Genomic DNA, 16,948 nt, shown 5'->3' with positions numbered 1-16,948 from the left:
ATAATCAGAGAGCAGGGTTAGAACCAATGACATTAAGTGGACAAGAACGCTACCGCTTCAGCGAAGCGCCTATATGGGAATTGCAGCGCACCTATTATGAACAGCTGGGTCTCCAGGCTTGGGCCAATGACCAGGTTCCGCAGTATATTACAAGCAATCCGATGATTGGAACGGCGTATGCGGAGATCATCTTCGGCTTTCTTCAGGACCGTGCGCAGAAGGGATTCACTACAGAGACGGTAGTGGTGCTGGAACTGGGTGCAGGAGTGGGGCGTCTGGCGTTCCATGTGCTCCAGCAGCTGTGTGAGCTGATCAAGTATGCAGGCGTGCTGCTGCCGCCGTTCCGTTACGTGATGAGCGATTTGCCCTGGAAGAACATTGAGGGCTGGCAGCAGCATGAGGGGCTGAAGCCTTTTGTAGAGCAGGGAATGCTTGACTTTGCCCGCTTTGATGCGGTCCGGGATACGGAGCTCTCCTTAACGCAGAGCGGATTGGTGATTAAGCCCGGGGAGCTGGGGCAGCCGCTGATGGTGATCGCCAACTACTTCTTCGACAGTATCCCGCAGGAGCTGCTCTATGTGGATGAAGGCAAGATCTATGAATGTGAGGTCTCGCTGAAATATCCTGAGCAGTCTGCTACGATGGGGCCGTCCGAGGTGCTTCGTGATCTGGTGCCGGAATACCATTACAAGCATGCAGCGGGCTATGAAGACAGCTCGTATCCTTATCATGAAGTGATCTCGTTCTATCTGGACAAGCTGGAGGATTCACATGTGCTGTTCCCGGAGGCAGCCCTGTCCTGCATGGAGCGTCTGGGGGCACTCTCCCGGGGAAGCTTCCTGCTGCTCACTGCCGATAAGGGAGACCACCGGCTGGAGAACTGGGAGTTCGCCGAGCCGCCGAAGCTGATTCACCACGGCAGCATCTCGCTTACGGCGAATTATCATGCGCTGGTGCATTATTTTGAACGGAAGGGCGCACTGTCCCAGTTCACGCAGCATCATTACAAGAATCTCAATGTGGGCTGCATCCTGATGCTGGAGGAGCCGATGCTGCATCCGCATACCCGGCTGGCCTACCGGCGGTTTGTCGAGCGGTTCGGGCCGGATGATTTCTTCAGCCTGAAGGTGTGGATCGACAAGAATTACGACACCATCGGCATGCAGCAGATCCTGGCCTTCTGGCGGCTGGGGGGATATGACGCGGAACTGTTCATTCAGAGCGCCGAGCGCATCTCAGCGCTGCTGCCGGATGCCAGCGACGAGGAGCTGCTGGACCTTCAGCGGGGGATCGACCGGATGTGGCGGGGCTTCTACCCGATGCCGCAAAAGTATGATCTGGCGCTGGACTGCGGCCTGCTGCTGTTCGAGATGGAGCAGTACGGGGAATCCCGCCGTTTCCTGGAGCATTCGCTTGCGACAAGTAGGGAGGAGCCGGTAATTACCGTGCTGTACTGCCTGGCAATCTGCAGCTATGAGCAGGAGGATGATGAAGCGGCGCTGGATTATACGCGCAGGTCCCTGCTGATCGAGCCGGAGCATGAGGAAGCGCTGGAGCTGCTGGCTGCATTGAGCCTGGACCCGGCAGACGCTTAGGATGCTGCTCCCGGCAGCCCGGCGTAAGTACTTTACACCCGGCGTGAGATTTGATATTCTGTATCCAATAATTTAAACGCGATGATGAGAAGAGTACATTCAGGTTCTTCCCTCACAGAGAGCTCCGGCTGGTGTGAAGGAGCAGGGAGGACTGAATGGAAACAAGCCTCTGAGCGGCTTACCGGAACCAGGCAGCAGCCGGGGATGGTACGACAGGAGCTCCTGTTATAGAGCTAGAGTATAAGCCCTGCCGGACGGCAGCGCCGTACTTGATGAGATTAATATGGTGACATATTAATAAACCTGGGGTGGTACCGCGAGAATTTCGTCCCCAAGACTTACGGTCTTGGAGGTGAGGTTCTTTTTTGTTGTATCCAGATAAAAGCGGCGTACCACCCATGAACAGGAGGAGATTGGAATGACAGAGAATAATGGACCGGCTCTGCCGGAGAATTATATGGATAGGCTCATTAGAGAAGATGTGGAGGCGGGAGCCTTCAGCCGGGAGATCTGCACCCGGTTTCCACCGGAGCCCAATGGCTATCTGCATATCGGGAGTGCTTTTGCCATCCACACGAATGTGGGGATCGCCCGTAAATATGGCGGATGCTTCCACCTGCGCTTCGATGATACCAACCCGCTCAAAGAGGATAAGGAATACGTGGAGGCGATCATCCGTGATCTTGAATGGCTAGGCTGCAGTCCCGGGGAGCACATCTACTACGGCTCCGATTATTCGGAGGAGATCTACCGCAGGGCAGAGACGCTCATTCTGAAAGGCAAAGCCTATGTCTGTGATCTGACGGCAGCGGAGGTGACAGCTTACCGGGGGAGCTTAACCGGGCCAGGGCAGGACAGTCCTTACCGCAGCCGCACGCCGGAGGAGAATCTGCGGCTGTTCCGGGCGATGCGCAAGGGGGAATATCCGAGCGGTGCCAAAGTGCTGCGGGCGCGGATCGACATGGCTTCGCCGAACATGAATCTGCGAGATCCGGTGCTGTACCGGATTATTCATGCAGGGCATTACCGTACAGGCAATGCCTGGTGCATCTATCCCATGTATGACTTCGCCCATCCGATTCAGGATGCGCTGGAAGGGGTGACACATTCGCTGTGCTCGATCGAGTTCAAGGATCACCGGCCGCTGTATGAGTGGGTGCTGCGGGAGCTGGAGATCCCGGAAGCCCCGAGGCAAAGGGAATTCGGCCGGGTGAACCTGACGGGAGTGGTCACTAGCAAGCGGTATCTCCGGGAGCTGGTTGCCGGGAACTATGTGGACGGCTGGGATGATCCGCGGCTGCCCACGCTCAGCGGGCTGCGCAGACGGGGATTCACGCCGGAGAGCATCAGGGATTTCGTCCGGGAGATCGGGATGGTCCGGAATACGGCCATGGTGGATTTCTCGCTGCTGGAGCATTGCCTGAGACAGGATCTTAAGGCCAAAGTGCCGGCTGTCATGGCTGTGCTGGACCCGCTGAAGGTCGTGCTTACAAATTACGCAGCCGGGGCCTCTGAGCTGCTTCCGATCCCTAACAACCCAGAGAATGCTGAGCTGGGTTCAAGAGAGGTACCATTCTCCGGTATGCTGTATATCGAGCGGGCTGATTTCATGGAGGTGCCTGTGAAGGGCTTCCGCAGATTGGTTCCAGGCGGCGAGGTGCGGCTTAAGGGCGGTTATATTATCCGCTGCCATGAGGTGATTAAGGATGCGCAGACGGGGGCCATCCTCGAACTGCGGTGCACCTACGACCCGGAGACCAAGAGCGGCGGTACACTCAGCGGCCGGAAGGTGAAGGGGACCGTGCAATGGGTCTCGGCTGCTCATGCGCTGAAGAGTGACGTATATCTGTATGAGCAGCTGCTGACGGATAACAACGGGCCGAAGGAGGAAGGCGAGAGCTGGGAGGAATACATCAATCCGGGTTCCGTAACCCTGCTTACAGATTGCCTGCTGGAGCCGCTTGCGGGTAACCCTAAGCCCGGGGATACCTACCAGTTCCTGCGTCATGGCTATTTCTGCATCGACAGCAGGCATAGCACAGCTCAGAAGCTGGTGTTCAACCGAATCGTCCCGCTTAAGGATACCTGGAGGGGCAACACGGCCACATCCGCTGAAGCGTAATAAATACAAGACCTCTCACACACATTCTGCGAACGCTGTATGCACTGGCTGCGCCAAGGCAATTTATTAAAAGCTTAAAAAGTTACACAATCAGCGATGCCCCTGTTACAGGAGCATCGCTGATTTGCATATGTGTCTGCCAAGCTGCCTGCACTTTGTACATTAGATTTCATTAAAATCGACCCCAATACAGCTTCTATTGTATTTTATACAGCAGATTATTGGAAAATGGTCTTTGATAACAAAAAACCGGCAATCAAATGTATGAAATACAACAGAGTGTGTTATATCGCAATTTATTGTGTAATCAATTGCACAAAGTACAATCACCTCCAGCAGAGGAGTCCACCCGATTGTAGGAGCGGGTAATAACATAAGGCATGAGCCTCACTTTATAGGGGTGGATTACATAATATGGGTGGAGGATAGGCGAGTAGGGCATAGCCCAGGCAGCGTATGAAAACCCAGTGAAAATACATTTACAATTCTCATTCTGAGGATTATAATAAAACCAGATCGAATGTTGCACCAGGGAAACTTTCGTGTATATAGACAACTTTTTCCGGGCAAGAGGAGGACAGAACATGATGGAGCAAAATACCGCAGTAGAATCATCCCCTATACTAAAGGGTCATACAGTTCATACTAACAAACATTCGGCACAATCGGTGCTTAACGGAGATGTCAAAGGACTGAAGAGACTTCTTCCTTTTCTGGGCCCGGCATTTATAGCTTCCGTAGCTTATCTGGACCCCGGCAATTTCGCCACTAATATTACCGCAGGCTCGAAATACGGGTATCTGCTGCTCTGGGTCATTTTCGCCTCGAATCTGATGGCCGTACTAATTCAATCCTTATCCGCCAAGCTAGGCATTGCTACCGGCAAGAATCTGCCTGAGATCGCGCGGGAGCAATTCCCGAAGGGCGTGTCGATCTTCCTGTGGATTCAGAGTGAAATCGTCATTATCGCCACCGATCTTGCTGAATTCATCGGCGCAGCGCTCGGACTCTATCTGCTGTTCGGCATACCGATGCTTCCGGCTGCATTGATTACCGCTGTAGGGTCATTTGCCATTCTGGAGCTGCAGCGGCGCGGTTACCGCACGCTTGAGGCCGGAATCGCCGGTATGGTGATGATTGTTGTGCTGGCTTTTGCATTCCAGGTCATTATGGCTAAGCCGGATGCAGGCAGCATCCTTACCGGAATGTTTACTCCCAGATTCGAAGGTGTGGACAGCGTGCTGCTGGCTGCGGGGATTCTCGGTGCAACGGTCATGCCCCATGCAATCTATCTACATTCTTCGCTGACCCAGAGCCGTGTAATCGGAATTGATGAGCGTGAGAAGAAGCAGATCTTCCGGCTGGAATTCATCGACATTCTGATTGCTATGCTGATTGCCGGTGCAGTAAATATGGCTATGGTCATTGTAGCAGCCGCACTGTTCTTCAAGAACGGTCTGGTGGTCGAGGATTTGGATATCGCCTTCGAGCAGTTCCGCAATCTGGCGGGGCCTGTTACGGCAATCTCCTTCGGCCTCGCCCTGCTGATCGCAGGTCTGTCCAGCTCGTCGGTGGGCACAATGGCGGGTGATGTGGTCATGCAGGGATTCATTAATAAAAAAATCAATCTCTACCTCCGCCGGGCGATCACTATTATTCCGCCGCTCGCCATCATCGCCTTAGGCGTTAACGCAACCAGCGCACTGGTAATGAGCCAGGTTGTCCTTTCCTTCGGGATTGCCTTCGCCCTGATTCCGCTCGTCATCTTCACCAGTGACCGCCGGATCATGCAGGGGCTGGTGAACCACCGGATCACCACCATCCTTGGCTGGATCATCTCCGCTCTGGTGGTCGCGCTGAACCTGTTCCTGATAGTGGAGATGTTTGTGTAAGTTGTGCATGGAATTGAATGCTGAAGTATGGGCTCTATGCTTCACAGCCAGTAACCTTTTCGAGAAATCCTGCAAGAAGTGCAACAATACTGCCCCATAGAAGCGACTGATGCTGAAATCCTGCATGATGTGCAACAATGCTATCTATACAATCGGTCCGTGAGAGAAAACGCTCAGAATTGGCAAGAGATAGCGGCGAACGTAAATGAAGAGCAGAAGTGCATTTGAATCTGTGTTTGTAACTCCCCCCCTCTTAAACAGCGGAGCGGGCGGAATGATTGTGGAGAAGCGGAGCGGTCGCCTTTGTATCCGGATTTTCACCGATTAGGGGAATGAAAAAAATCTGGATACAAGAGCGATTGGAACAACATTCCGTTTACGGAGCGTGCACACCGGGCGTCGTACGTAACATGCGCATAACAAAAGAGGTGTCTCATTTGCCGTTTGCCGGCTTCTGAAGACACCTCTTTTCTGTTAAAGGATCAGCCTGCTGCTATTGCTTCACAATATCCTGTACCGCTTTGTCCAGCTTCTCCAGCAGCTGGTCATGGTTCAGCTGGCCGCCAAGGTATTCCTGCATGGCTGCGCCGAAGCCCTGGGTGACGCCGTCAGGGAACATATCCCAGTTCCAGCCCAGCGCGTTCCCGGATTTCTCCTGCACGGCAACGGCGACCTGGCCGATATCAGCGGCGTCTGCAGTGATGTTCGCTTCCGCCGGGATGAACTTGAATTCCTTGGTCAGATACTTCTGACCCGTTTCCGAGCTGACCATCCAGTTCAGGAAGGCCTTGGCTTCCTCCGGATGTGCGGATTTGCTGTTCACGATATAGTTGTTAGGCACGCCCACCAGGATGGTGCCTTCTTCGCCGTTAATCGGGAGCGGGAGGAGGCCCAGGTTCAGGGCCGGATCGATTTTGTCGATATCGCCTTGTGTCCAGTTCCCTTGCAGCATCATGGCAGCTTTACCGGAGGCGAATTCAGCCACCTGAGTCGCATAATCGGTAGTCATCTTGTTGTCCTGGGCATTGCCTATGATCACATCTACGAGATCCAGCCATTGCTTGAAGACGGCGTTGCCCTTGATGGTCTGTTTGCCTGCCTTCACATCGTCAATGAACTGCTTCGGATCAGGCTGGTGCGCCATTCCTACGTTAACGAGGTGAATCCCCATGGACCACCACTCATTGGTGGCTTCAAACGGTGTGATGCCAGCGGTCTTCAGCTTGGCTACGGCGTCCTTGAGCTGGGGAAGTGTCTTAGGCTCTTCTGTAATGCCGGCTTTGGCGAACAGATCCTTGTTGTAGATCAGCCCGTAGCCTTCAACATTCATAGGCATGCCATAGAGCTTGCCGTCTACGGTTGCCGGTGTCTTGGCGGTCGGGATCAGCTGGGCGGCCCAAGGCTCATTGCTCAGGTCAGTGGCACGGTCCATGTAAGGAACAAGGGCTGTATACCCGCCATTATTGAAAATCTCAGGCTCAGAGCCGGAAGCGATCTCCGCCTTCAGCAGTGCACCGTAATCCTCACCGCCGCCGTGCGTTTCGACCTCCACCTTCACGCCTGTCTCCTTCTCGTATTCTTCGGCGAGTGCATTCAGTTGCTCGGCAATTTCCACCTTGAACTGGAACATTTTAATCGTAACATCCTTGGCAGGCGCTTTGCCGGCTTCCGGTGCTGCCGATTCGGTTGACGCGTTAGGAGCATTCGTAGCGCTTCCATTGCCTGCGGAATTCGTATTGCCGCTGTTCCCGCAACCTGCGATAATGAGGGTGCAAACGGTTGCCATGATGAACGCGAACTTTCTTTTCATAGAATAACCTCCCTGGTCTGTGGTTCCTGCTCTTAGAGCGTAATGGAATTGATAGATGACTTACACTTCATATGTTGCTCGAAAAAGTGGATATTATTGCTGCAAAGGAAAGCCGATCCTAAGATCATCCCTTAATGGAGCCTGCCGTCACGCCTTCCACAATATAACGCTGGAGCGACAGGAAGAACAAGAGGATAGGCGTGATCGCCATAACGAGACCGGCAAGGGCCAGATCCCACTTCTTGGTGTACTGTCCGAAGAACTTGGTCACAGCTACGGGCAGGGTCGTCAGATCCTTATTCCCGCCGATCACCAGGACAGGCAGCAGATAGTCATTCCAGATCCATAGTGTATTCAGGATAATGACGGTTACAATAATCGGCAGCAGCAGCGGGAAGACGATCCGGAAGAACACGCCGTACGGATTCGAGCCGTCCACCCGCGCGGCTTCCTCCAGCTCAAGAGGCACCGTTTTGATGAACCCGTGGAACAGGAAGACCGACAGCGGCATCCCGAAGCCGAGGTAACAGGCCACAATGCCGTACAGCTCGCCGCGCAGCGCAAGCAGGCTCGTCACCCGGACCAACTGCAGCATGAGTGACTGGAACGGAATGATCATCGCCGAGACCAGCAGCAGGAACACGAAGGAATTGAAGCGTGTCGGCTTGCGCACAATCTGGTAAGCGGCCATCGAGCTGAACAGGACGATGAAGATTACACTTAGAATCGTAATTGTCAGAGAGTTGAAGAAGGCCTGCGGAAAGTTAATGGCATCCCAGACCTTGGAATAGTTACTCCAGTGGAACACCTGCGGCCAGGAAGCGGCATCGATCAGGATGTCCTTCAGTCCCTTAACCGAGTTGCTCAGGACCAGATAGAACGGTGACAGGAAGACAATAGCCAGCAGAATGGCGGCAATTTCGAGGATGAAGTTGCCCGGGCGGTAGCGGCTGCTGTTCATTAAGCGGACACCTCTTTTCGTTTGGTAAGCCAGACCTGGGTAACGGTGATCAGGGAGACGGCGGCGAAGAAGAGCAGTGCTTTGGCTGTACCCAGGCCATACCGGTTGTTGATCAATGCCTCCGCATAAATGTTATAGGCCAGCGACTGGGTCGAGGTGCCCGGCCCGCCTTTGGTCAGCGACAGGTTGAGGTCGAACATTTTGAAGGCATTGGAGGTCGTCAGGAACAGGCAGATGGTAATCGCCGGCATAATCAGCGGGATGTAGACGCTCTTGAACAATTGGGGAGCGCGGGCACCGTCTATGCGGGCAGCTTCAATGAGATCCTTCGGAATCCCGGCCAGCCCGGCGATATAGATGACCATCATATAACCGGCCGTCTGCCAGACGAACACGATGACCAGACCCCAGAACCCGGTGCTTGGCGTGCCCAGCCAGGGCAGCTGGAAGAACGAAAGCCCCGTCAGCTCGCCGATTGTAGCGAAGCCCTTGGTGAAGATGAACTGCCAGATGTAGCCGAGCAGAATGCCGCCGATCACATTGGGCATGAAAAAGACGGTACGGAGCAGCTTCTTCGTCTTCAGCGTCGTCATTAGAATGAAGGCCAGCAGCAGCGCAAGCACGTTGGCAGCCACAACTGAGATCACGGTGAAGCGCAGGGTGAAGACCAGGGACTCCCAGAACTTATCGTCATTCATGAAAATCCGTTTCCAGTTGGCCGCGCCGGTCCAGACCGCTTTGTCCAGATCCAGCCCGTTCCAGTCGGTGGAGGAGTAGTAGAAGCCAAGGAAGAACGGGGTGACTACAATGGTCAGGAAAAAGAGCAGACAGGGGCCGAGAAATACGATTTGCTGTCCCCAGCCTCGCTGCATACCTAGAGTTTTTCTCATATGGACTCTCCTTTGGGTAAGTTTGGGTAAGATATCTACGGGTTCACAGCTTGATTATAGAAAGCCCGGGCCACTGCCAACACTTCATTTCATGCCGGAAAAAGTGGATTATATTGCAGGATATACGGCTCACACAACTTGTAGGAGGTTCCCCCATGTTCAAGAACAGCATCCGGACACGGCTGATGGCCTTAGTGCTGCTGGCGTCAGTGATCCCGTCAGGCATCTCTGTGACCTTCTCTTATCTCTATACGAGGCAGTCGGTTACGGACCAGTCCGTGAAGCAGAATACGAAGCTGCTGACGCTGGGGGAGGCGAATCTCCGGAGTTATTTCAGCGGCATGAACCAGCAGGCGATGTCGCTCTACAGCGGGATCAATGTTCCCAGCTCCTTCTACACCACTCTGCTTACCGCCAAAAGCCCCGCCCAGGCCCCGCCCGGCACCATACTGCCAGACACCCGGGCGATCATCTCTACCCAGCTGTACAATCTGTTTCTCTCCGACCGCAATACGTATCAGATTCATCTGTATGTGAGGGCCGCCAGGCAGTCCAATCTGCTGCTTAAGGGATTTTTCCGCCGTGAGGATAATGCAGACTATGCCGCCAAGGGGCAAGCTGGAGGGACTTACCGCCCGTATCTCGAAGTGACGCATATGGATCATCAATACGGAGTGAAGTCCGGTTTCCCCAATCTGAAGCCGGGGAGCGTGCCGGTCTTTACGGCCCATTTTCCCATTTACCGGACCCCTAGTGACAGTGTACTGGCAGATTTGTCGATCGATTATACGCTGGGGGAGCTGGAGGGGATTGTGGAGTCGATGTACACTTCGGACACAGAACGCCTGTATGTGCTGAATGAGCAAGGCGAGGCGCTGTTCGCCTCCGATCCGGACTGGATCGGGAAGCCGGTGGCAGCGGGCTGGAGCCGTCTCCCCGCAGAGCAGGACAGCGGGCATTTCACCTGGAAGAAGGACGGCTTCCAGGGGATTGTAATGTTCAAGCAGATCAAGGCCCCTTTGTTCAGCGGAAGCATTATCAAGCTGGTGCCCTATGAGGATCTCTACACAGACGCAAGGGTGATTACCCGGTTCAATATGGGTATCGGACTGCTGTTCCTCCTGATCGGGGGCATCAGTGCCGTGCTGATCTCCATCGGCTTCACCCGTCCGATCAAGAAGCTGATTCACTTCACGCAGAAGGTGCAGACCGGCCAGCTGGATGCGCATATGGATGCCGAGCGGGAGGACGAGTTCGGGCTGCTCACCCGCAAGATCACCGGCATGACCCGCACGATCAATGAGCTGATCGTCAAGGAATACCGGCTGGAGCTGGCGAACAAAACGAATCAGCTGAAGGCGCTCCAGGCCCAGGTGAACCCGCATTTTCTCTACAATGCGCTGCAGTCCATCGCCAGCCTGTCCTTGCGCTATAATGCGCCGAAGGTGTATGATCTCATCTATTCCCTGGGCAGCATGATGCGTTACTCGATGAATACCGAGCGTATACAAGTACCGCTGCGTGATGAGATTGAGCATGTGCAGAACTATATGATTCTCCAGACGGAGCGGTTCGGCGAAGAGAATCTGCGGCTTGTGGTTCAGGCGGGGCCGGAGGCTCTGGAGCTGATCCTGCCGAAGATGATCCTGCAGCCGATTGTGGAGAATATCTTCAAGCATGCCTTCGCTGACGGCATAAGCGGGGGGTTGATCCAGATAGAGTGCAGGCTGGAAGGGGCGGCCAGGCTGGTGCTTGCCGTGAAGGATAACGGCCGGGGCATGAGCACGGAGCGGCTGGAGGAGATTACGGCCTGTCTCAGAGGCAGCAGCCAGCCGGACCAGGAGGAGATCGGCCTGTACAATGTGCTGGCCCGGCTGCGGCTCCAGTTCGGCAGCGCAGCGGAAATGCAGCTTAAGAATAATGAAGACGGCCAGGGGCTTACCGTTACGCTGATTATTCCGCTGGAGGAGATAGACGGTTAATTCCGGCGGCTTTTGCGAATAGAGAACAGAGACTATCCTTGAAGGAGCGGCTGAGATGAAGGTGCTGATTGTAGATGATGAGAAGCATGTGCGGGAGGCCATCCGATATTTTGTTCCGTGGGACAGCTATAACATCTCCGGGATCTATGAGGCGACCAACGGGCAGGAGGCGACACGGATCATGCAGGAGCATCAGCCGGCTGTCGTGTTCACGGATATGCGGATGCCGCTGATGGACGGGGCGGAGCTGCTGGAATGGCTGCACCGGCATTATCCGCACACGAAGACGATTGTCATCAGCGGGTATCAGGATTTCAATTACGTCAAGCCGGCCATCGTATACGGCGGTACGGATTATCTGCTGAAGCCGCTGAACAGCAAGCAGCTGATTGCCTCTGCGGAGCATGCCTTCAAGCTGTGGATGGAGGAAGAGGCGGAACGGAAGCGGCGCCAGCGCCAGAACATGCAGCTCAACGCGCTGCGTCCGCTCTACTGGGACAAGATGCTGTCCGATCTGGTGAGCGGACAGGCCTCGTTCCATGAGCTGAAGCTGGCCCTCTGTGAAGAGCTGGGGATGCCGATTGGGGCGCAGGAGTGCAGAATCGCCGTAATCCCGTTGCAAGCTGCAGACTGCCATCTGCTGCGGAGATTCCGCGGGGATGTGGCCTTGACGGCCTTCGTGCTGGCTAATGTCTGCAATGAAGTGATGGCCGCAGACCAGAGCGGCTATGCCTTCCGCAACTGGCAGGGCGGAGGCGAGCTTGTAGTTCTGCTGTGGAGCGCTGTAGCGCAGGCGGAGGAGATGCTTAACCGGATGAATGAAGCCATCCGCCAGGCGTTCGGCGTTCAGCTGGATATCGGGCTTAGTCCGCTGAACCCGTTGCCGGAAGGGCTGCGGTCTGCTTTTGAACAGGCAGGTCAGGCGCTTGAGGAGCGGAATCTATTGCAGCGGGACGGGCGAATCCATCCCTTCAGAGCGCACGGGGACGGAAGTAGACCTGCAAACGACTACGGCCTGGAGGAACGGCTGGATAAGCTTAGAATCGCCGTCTTGTCCGGCGATCTGGAGCGGATGGAGCGGGTGGCAGAGGAGTGGGCCGGACATCTGGCCGGGCTGCCGCTGCTCACGGAGCACGTTCTGCTGCATCAGGAGACGGAGATTCTGGACGTTCTGAAGCGCTGGCGGCCGGAGGAGGAGCTCAGCCTGGAGCGCTGTTATGACGCCGAAGGGCTGTTCTCGGTGGAGAACTGGCAGTGCCGGCTGAAATCGCTGCTGCACCGCTTATCCAAGGGCAGCCCGCAGGCCCCGGACAGCCGGCTCGTCCAGGAGATCAGGGAGTACCTGGACCAGAACTATGCGCAGGAGATGACGCTGCAGCATATTGCGGAACGCTTTTTCATCAGCAGAGAGAATGTGTCGCGCAAGTTCAAGCAGATCACCGGAGAGAATCTGTCGGATTATCTGACCGGCCTCCGGGTGGAGAAGGCGAAGACGCTGCTCCAGAATACGAATCTGCGGCTGTCGCAGATCGCGGAGCTGGTGGGCTATGAGGATGAGAAGTACTTCAGCCGTGTCTTCAAAAAAACCGCCGGCATCACGCCAAGAGAATACCGCAAGCAGGAGGAAGAAGCCTGAGTATATAAGGTTCACGACTGCCTGTCAGCATTTCCCGGCCTGCAACCGATAATAGCTATATGGGCAATAAATACATAGCTGCGGTTATAGGGGAGGGCTGGATAGAATGGACAATGATCTGGGAAGAACGATTAAGAATGACCTGATTAATGCCTATGGAGTGACTGTAATTCCGGCGGGGAGCAGGCTGAATGCCGAGCATCTGGAGCTTATCCGCAAACAAAAAATCGACAGGTTCGACATTCTTTTTGCAGATGAGGCTGACCAGGCGCCCCCCTATCAGAAGATGGTTAACAGTACAGTGGACCTGTCCAAGGAATTATTCGAATCCTATAGAATCTCCCGCAAAATCCCGCTGGCGGATATCCGCAAGGATGTTCTTCCGGTCATTCAGGAGATCTCGCGCAACCCGGATATCTTCGCCTTATTCCATTCAGTGCAGGGCAAGGATGATTATACATATCAGCACAATATCGGTGTTGCAGTACTGTCTACCCTGATCGGCAGGTGGCTGGAGATGAGTGAGGCGGAGCTGTCCGTGCTCTCCATGGCTGCAACCCTGCATGACATCGGCAAGCTGAAGATTCCCTCAGAGCTGCTGAATAAGCCCGGCAAGCTGACGGACGAGGAATTCACCCAAGTGAAGAAGCACACGGTCTACGGCTACGAGATCCTCAAAGAAACCACCGGAGCCAATTCACGCATTGCCCTGGTGGCGCTTCAGCATCATGAGCGAAATGACGGCAAGGGGTATCCGCTGGGGCTGACGGACGAGCAGATCGATCCTTACAGTAAAATTGTGGCCGTGGCGGATATTTTTCATGCGATGTCCAGCAAGCGCCCGTATCATGAGCCGATGCCGTTCCATATGATTGTGGATCAGATGAGAAGAGGCAGCTTCGGCGCGCTGGACCCGCATATTGTAACCGTTTTTCTGGAGAATGTCGTGAAGCGGTCCGTGGGGCGTGATGTAGTCTTAACTGATGGCCGGGTCGGTGAAATTGTCTATCTGAACCCGCATGATATCGAGACTCCGCTAATCCGCATCGGGGATGAATATATTGATCTCAGCAAAAGAACGGAGCTTAACATCCGGGAGATCAGCATCTGATTCTTATCTATTGGTTAAAATAATCGGCCACTCCCTCGGCAACAGCCTGAGCCGCCTTCCGCTGATAAGCTGCCTTGCGTACAATCGCTTCGTCGTACGGGTTCGACAGGAAGCCCAGCTCTACAAGGGTGGCCGGCAGCGGATTCTCCCGCAGAATATGGTAGTCGCCGAAGGAGAGGCCGTTGCTGCGCAGGCCAATACCCTCACCCAGACGGGTCTCCACTGCCCGGGCCAGCCGCAGATCATTCTGCTGCGAATAGAAGAAGGTCAGCGTGCCGGAGACATTTTTCGGCGATGAATTATAATGAATGCTGACAAAAGCGTCCGCACCGAGCTGCCGTCCGAGCTGCACCCGCTGAGAGAGCGCAGGCTTCTGATCCCCGCGGGTCCGGGTCATCTCCACTCTGGCTCCCTTGGCGGTCAGATAATCCCGCAGGTAGAGAGAGGTCTGGAGCGTCAGATCCTTCTCCATCGTGTCATAGGTTGTCCCGAGCATGCCGGGATCGGTGCCGCCGTGGCCGGGGTCCACAATGATCAGCTTGCCCCGGATACTGCCGGATTTCCGTACGACACTCGGAGTCTGGCTATTCGAGCTGACTGTACTTGCGCTGTGGACGGTTCCGTCTGACAGATAGCCGGAGGATACCCAGCCGGCCGTTCCTCCGGCGGTGCGGACCCGCGACCACTCTCCCTGACGGAGCAGGAGCGTAACCTTGTTGCCGGATTGCAGGGAGCCGACCACCTCATAACCGGTTCCCGGACCGCTGCGGATTCGCAGGGACGACGCGGTCACGACAGCCGTTCCGCTGGAGGCCGAGGTGGTCTTAACCGCCGCCTTGGCCGATGCCTTGGAGATGGTGGAGCTGGAAGAGGTGCTGGCGGACGAGCTTCCGCTGGTGCGCTTCAGATAATAACCGGCTACCCATCCGGAGACAGAGCCGGCCCGGACTTTGAGCCAGCCGTGCTGCTCCTCAGTGACGGTAACGGTGGCTCCGGCAGCCAGAGTGCCTGTGACGGCGGCGCTTGCAGCAGGCTCACTGCGTACATTCAGGGAGCTGGCGTACACTTTGGCGGTGTAAGCAGTTGCAGCATAAGCGGTAGAAGACGGCAGGACAGGTGCCAATATGGATGAAGCCAGCAGACAGGCTGACAGAACTGCGGTATGTATTTTTTGTCGCATACAAATAAAGCCCCATTTCCCCTAGAGATAACATTCTATTACCCGTTTCATCGGCAGGAGAATACCGAAAAATTAAAATTGAAGATAAATACCTACTTCAACTACTGCTAACAACGCTACTGATTACATTCCTCTTATCTTCTTCTGCGGCTGCCCAATATCGACTAAAGCCCTATTCGTTGGCAGGAAATGTCTGTATAATTATTACATATTGGGGAAACAGACAAAGGAGTGCCGCCGTGATCAGACCTAGATTATTCATTGGTTCTTCCAGAGAATCTATCCGCTATGCCAGGGCTATCCACGAACAGCTGAAGCGGACCGCCGAGGTTCATCCGTGGTATGCCGCTGCTTTCCGGCCGAATGAATACACCATGGAAGCGCTGGAGCGGAATCTGGATATCAGCGATTTTGCCGTCTTTGTGTTCTCGCCGGATGATGTAGCCCGGATTAGGGGTAAATATTATTATGTGACCAGGGACAACACGCAGTTCGAAATGGGCCTGTTCTGGTCGAGGCTGCGTCGTGGCAGGGTCTTCTGCCTGCTGCCGGATCAGGTGCCTGCCCGCAGTGATCTGATCCCGGGTGAGAATGTGGAAGAGTATCATCTGCTGTCGGATTTGTCGGGACTAACCCCGCTGGAATATGAGTGGCAGCATGAGAATGTTACAGCGGCGGTGGATGTGAGCTGCGGCAAGATCATTGACATTATTCAGGCACAGGGGATGTACCACGACCCGGCTGTAGAGCTGTTGCAGCTTCGGGCAGAGCTTAGGCGAAAAGAAAGTATCCTTCACTTCTTTTGGCAATATAATAATAATGTAACCCCGCCTCAGGCAGCCGAGAAATATCAGGCACTGAGCGAAGCCGTCCGCAATTCATTCCTGCCTCCGGAGAATTGCCGGGTGATTGGAGCCGCCATGTGGCGTGCCGAAGCGGAAGCGGGCCTGAAGCAGGTCGGCGGCAATGTGGGACGCGGGCAGATGTATCCGTTCTCCGCGTTCGAGGACGGGGGCGTGAAGCCGGGGGTGCTGGATGCTTTTTTGGCAAAAGAATGGACTTTTTTACAGCGTACGGAAGTTGCGGAGGTATATATCCTATGCTATCCTTTAGGTAAGAACCATGTGCTGTCCGTGCACTTCTCGGGAAGTCAGGGATTATCGGCAGAGGATATTACAGCAGTCGTGGCCTATAACCGGGATTTGTTCCGCACCGTCAATCATTTAGTGGGAGGGGACTAACAGGATGAAGAATATGAAGAATGCCGTTAGTGTATCCAGTACTGTCCGCCGGTCTGCAAGCGGTGACGGCAACAGCGCGGGAGGCAAAGGCCGCTCCAGACGCAAATCCGGCCCCAAGCTTACGCCCTCAGCGTCAAGCGTGTATTTGGCACCATCCCTGGAGGGTGGCGACGACGAGTACAAGAAGCTGGTCAGCGGTAAAGTGGATAATAACAAGCCATCATTTGCCTGAACATTGGCTAATTCATACTATTGAACAGGTCCCCAGCAATCGCTGGGGGCTTTTTTTGTCCATTGAACGAATGGCGGCCTCTACTTAGGTAATGTGAAGTTATGCGCTCTCCTGATGAGCCTGCTCACTCACATCCGTGGCATTCTCCGTCTGCAGGGTCTGGAATTTAAACTAATATAAGGAATTAGGGTGACTATGTGGGCTCCACTGGAAGCGGGCCGATTGGTGCGGGGTGGATTAGAAGGGGGAAGGGGATAGGGAGAGGGAAAGTGAAAGGGAGAGGGAGAGGGAGAGTG

Annotated in this window: 12 protein-coding genes and 1 other annotated feature; of the genes, 8 read left to right on the top strand and 4 right to left on the bottom strand. The window is 54.8% G+C overall.

What is annotated here, in order from left to right; translation table 11 throughout:
• Positions 1 to 26 precede the first annotated feature (26 nt).
• From MKZ07_RS19070 to MKZ07_RS19060, 3 genes are all read left to right on the top strand, one after another.
• Positions 27 to 1,595, top strand: coding sequence for a tetratricopeptide repeat protein (locus tag MKZ07_RS19070; RefSeq protein ID WP_036694883.1), 1,569 nt, complete (start codon positions 27 to 29; stop codon positions 1,593 to 1,595).
• 72 nt (positions 1,596 to 1,667) lie between these two features.
• Positions 1,668 to 1,931 (top strand) — a binding site (T-box leader).
• 82 nt (positions 1,932 to 2,013) lie between these two features.
• Positions 2,014 to 3,717, top strand: coding sequence for a glutamine--tRNA ligase/YqeY domain fusion protein (locus MKZ07_RS19065; protein WP_036694884.1), 1,704 nt, complete (start codon positions 2,014 to 2,016; stop codon positions 3,715 to 3,717).
• A 584-nt stretch (positions 3,718 to 4,301) separates the two neighbouring features.
• Positions 4,302 to 5,609, top strand: coding sequence for an Nramp family divalent metal transporter (locus tag MKZ07_RS19060; RefSeq protein WP_036694885.1), 1,308 nt, complete (start codon positions 4,302 to 4,304; stop codon positions 5,607 to 5,609).
• Between the two features lie 493 nt (positions 5,610 to 6,102).
• Here MKZ07_RS19060 and MKZ07_RS19055 read toward each other — a convergent pair whose 3' ends face one another.
• From MKZ07_RS19055 to MKZ07_RS19045, 3 genes are all read right to left on the bottom strand, one after another.
• Positions 6,103 to 7,419, bottom strand: a complete 1,317-nt coding sequence (locus tag MKZ07_RS19055; protein WP_036694886.1) for an ABC transporter substrate-binding protein — start codon at positions 7,417 to 7,419, stop codon at positions 6,103 to 6,105.
• A gap of 124 nt (positions 7,420 to 7,543) precedes the next feature.
• Complete coding sequence (locus MKZ07_RS19050; RefSeq protein ID WP_036694887.1) at positions 7,544 to 8,380, bottom strand: carbohydrate ABC transporter permease; 837 nt, start codon at positions 8,378 to 8,380, stop codon at positions 7,544 to 7,546.
• Positions 8,380 to 9,270: a carbohydrate ABC transporter permease gene (locus MKZ07_RS19045; RefSeq protein WP_036694888.1), complete on the bottom strand. Its 891-nt coding sequence runs from the start codon at positions 9,268 to 9,270 to the stop codon at positions 8,380 to 8,382. Before MKZ07_RS19045 ends, MKZ07_RS19050 begins: the two co-directional genes overlap by 1 nt.
• Before the next feature lie 155 nt (positions 9,271 to 9,425).
• Here MKZ07_RS19045 and MKZ07_RS19040 point away from each other — a divergent pair, with 155 nt between their 5' ends.
• From MKZ07_RS19040 to MKZ07_RS19030, 3 genes are all read left to right on the top strand, one after another.
• Positions 9,426 to 11,252, top strand: coding sequence for a sensor histidine kinase (locus MKZ07_RS19040; RefSeq protein ID WP_341027150.1), 1,827 nt, complete (start codon positions 9,426 to 9,428; stop codon positions 11,250 to 11,252).
• 55 nt (positions 11,253 to 11,307) lie between these two features.
• Entirely contained in the window at positions 11,308 to 12,888 is a 1,581-nt protein-coding gene (locus tag MKZ07_RS19035) for a response regulator (protein WP_036694891.1), read from the top strand.
• 106 nt (positions 12,889 to 12,994) lie between these two features.
• The gene (locus tag MKZ07_RS19030) at positions 12,995 to 13,999 is read left to right on the top strand and encodes an HD-GYP domain-containing protein (RefSeq protein WP_036694892.1); all 1,005 of its coding nucleotides are present in this window, start codon (positions 12,995 to 12,997) and stop codon (positions 13,997 to 13,999) included.
• 7 nt (positions 14,000 to 14,006) lie between these two features.
• Here MKZ07_RS19030 and MKZ07_RS19025 read toward each other — a convergent pair whose 3' ends face one another.
• A complete protein-coding gene (locus MKZ07_RS19025) occupies positions 14,007 to 15,179 on the bottom strand; it encodes an N-acetylmuramoyl-L-alanine amidase (RefSeq protein ID WP_341027148.1) in 1,173 nt (390 codons plus the stop codon).
• A 239-nt stretch (positions 15,180 to 15,418) separates the two neighbouring features.
• Here MKZ07_RS19025 and MKZ07_RS19020 point away from each other — a divergent pair, with 239 nt between their 5' ends.
• Together MKZ07_RS19020 and MKZ07_RS19015 are read left to right on the top strand one after the other, a co-directional pair.
• The gene (locus MKZ07_RS19020) at positions 15,419 to 16,420 is read left to right on the top strand and encodes a TIR domain-containing protein (RefSeq protein ID WP_036694893.1); all 1,002 of its coding nucleotides are present in this window, start codon (positions 15,419 to 15,421) and stop codon (positions 16,418 to 16,420) included.
• A gap of 4 nt (positions 16,421 to 16,424) precedes the next feature.
• Positions 16,425 to 16,652, top strand: coding sequence for a hypothetical protein (locus tag MKZ07_RS19015; RefSeq protein ID WP_036694894.1), 228 nt, complete (start codon positions 16,425 to 16,427; stop codon positions 16,650 to 16,652).
• The last annotated feature ends 296 nt before the right edge of the window (positions 16,653 to 16,948 follow it).

This window comes from Paenibacillus sp. FSL P4-0338 (assembly GCF_038002365.1).
Lineage (GTDB): Bacteria > Bacillota > Bacilli > Paenibacillales > Paenibacillaceae > Paenibacillus_AQ.
This window is presented reverse-complemented; position numbering and strand designations above follow the sequence as displayed.

Coding starts and splice junctions, on each gene's coding strand:
- MKZ07_RS19070 (WP_036694883.1), top strand. CDS start 27: ATGACATTAAGTGGACAAGAACGCTACCGCTTCAGCGAAGCGCCTATA.
- MKZ07_RS19065 (WP_036694884.1), top strand. CDS start 2,014: ATGACAGAGAATAATGGACCGGCTCTGCCGGAGAATTATATGGATAGG.
- MKZ07_RS19060 (WP_036694885.1), top strand. CDS start 4,302: ATGATGGAGCAAAATACCGCAGTAGAATCATCCCCTATACTAAAGGGT.
- MKZ07_RS19055 (WP_036694886.1), bottom strand. CDS start 7,419: ATGAAAAGAAAGTTCGCGTTCATCATGGCAACCGTTTGCACCCTCATT.
- MKZ07_RS19050 (WP_036694887.1), bottom strand. CDS start 8,380: ATGAACAGCAGCCGCTACCGCCCGGGCAACTTCATCCTCGAAATTGCC.
- MKZ07_RS19045 (WP_036694888.1), bottom strand. CDS start 9,270: ATGAGAAAAACTCTAGGTATGCAGCGAGGCTGGGGACAGCAAATCGTA.
- MKZ07_RS19040 (WP_341027150.1), top strand. CDS start 9,426: ATGTTCAAGAACAGCATCCGGACACGGCTGATGGCCTTAGTGCTGCTG.
- MKZ07_RS19035 (WP_036694891.1), top strand. CDS start 11,308: ATGAAGGTGCTGATTGTAGATGATGAGAAGCATGTGCGGGAGGCCATC.
- MKZ07_RS19030 (WP_036694892.1), top strand. CDS start 12,995: ATGGACAATGATCTGGGAAGAACGATTAAGAATGACCTGATTAATGCC.
- MKZ07_RS19025 (WP_341027148.1), bottom strand. CDS start 15,179: ATGCGACAAAAAATACATACCGCAGTTCTGTCAGCCTGTCTGCTGGCT.
- MKZ07_RS19015 (WP_036694894.1), top strand. CDS start 16,425: ATGAAGAATATGAAGAATGCCGTTAGTGTATCCAGTACTGTCCGCCGG.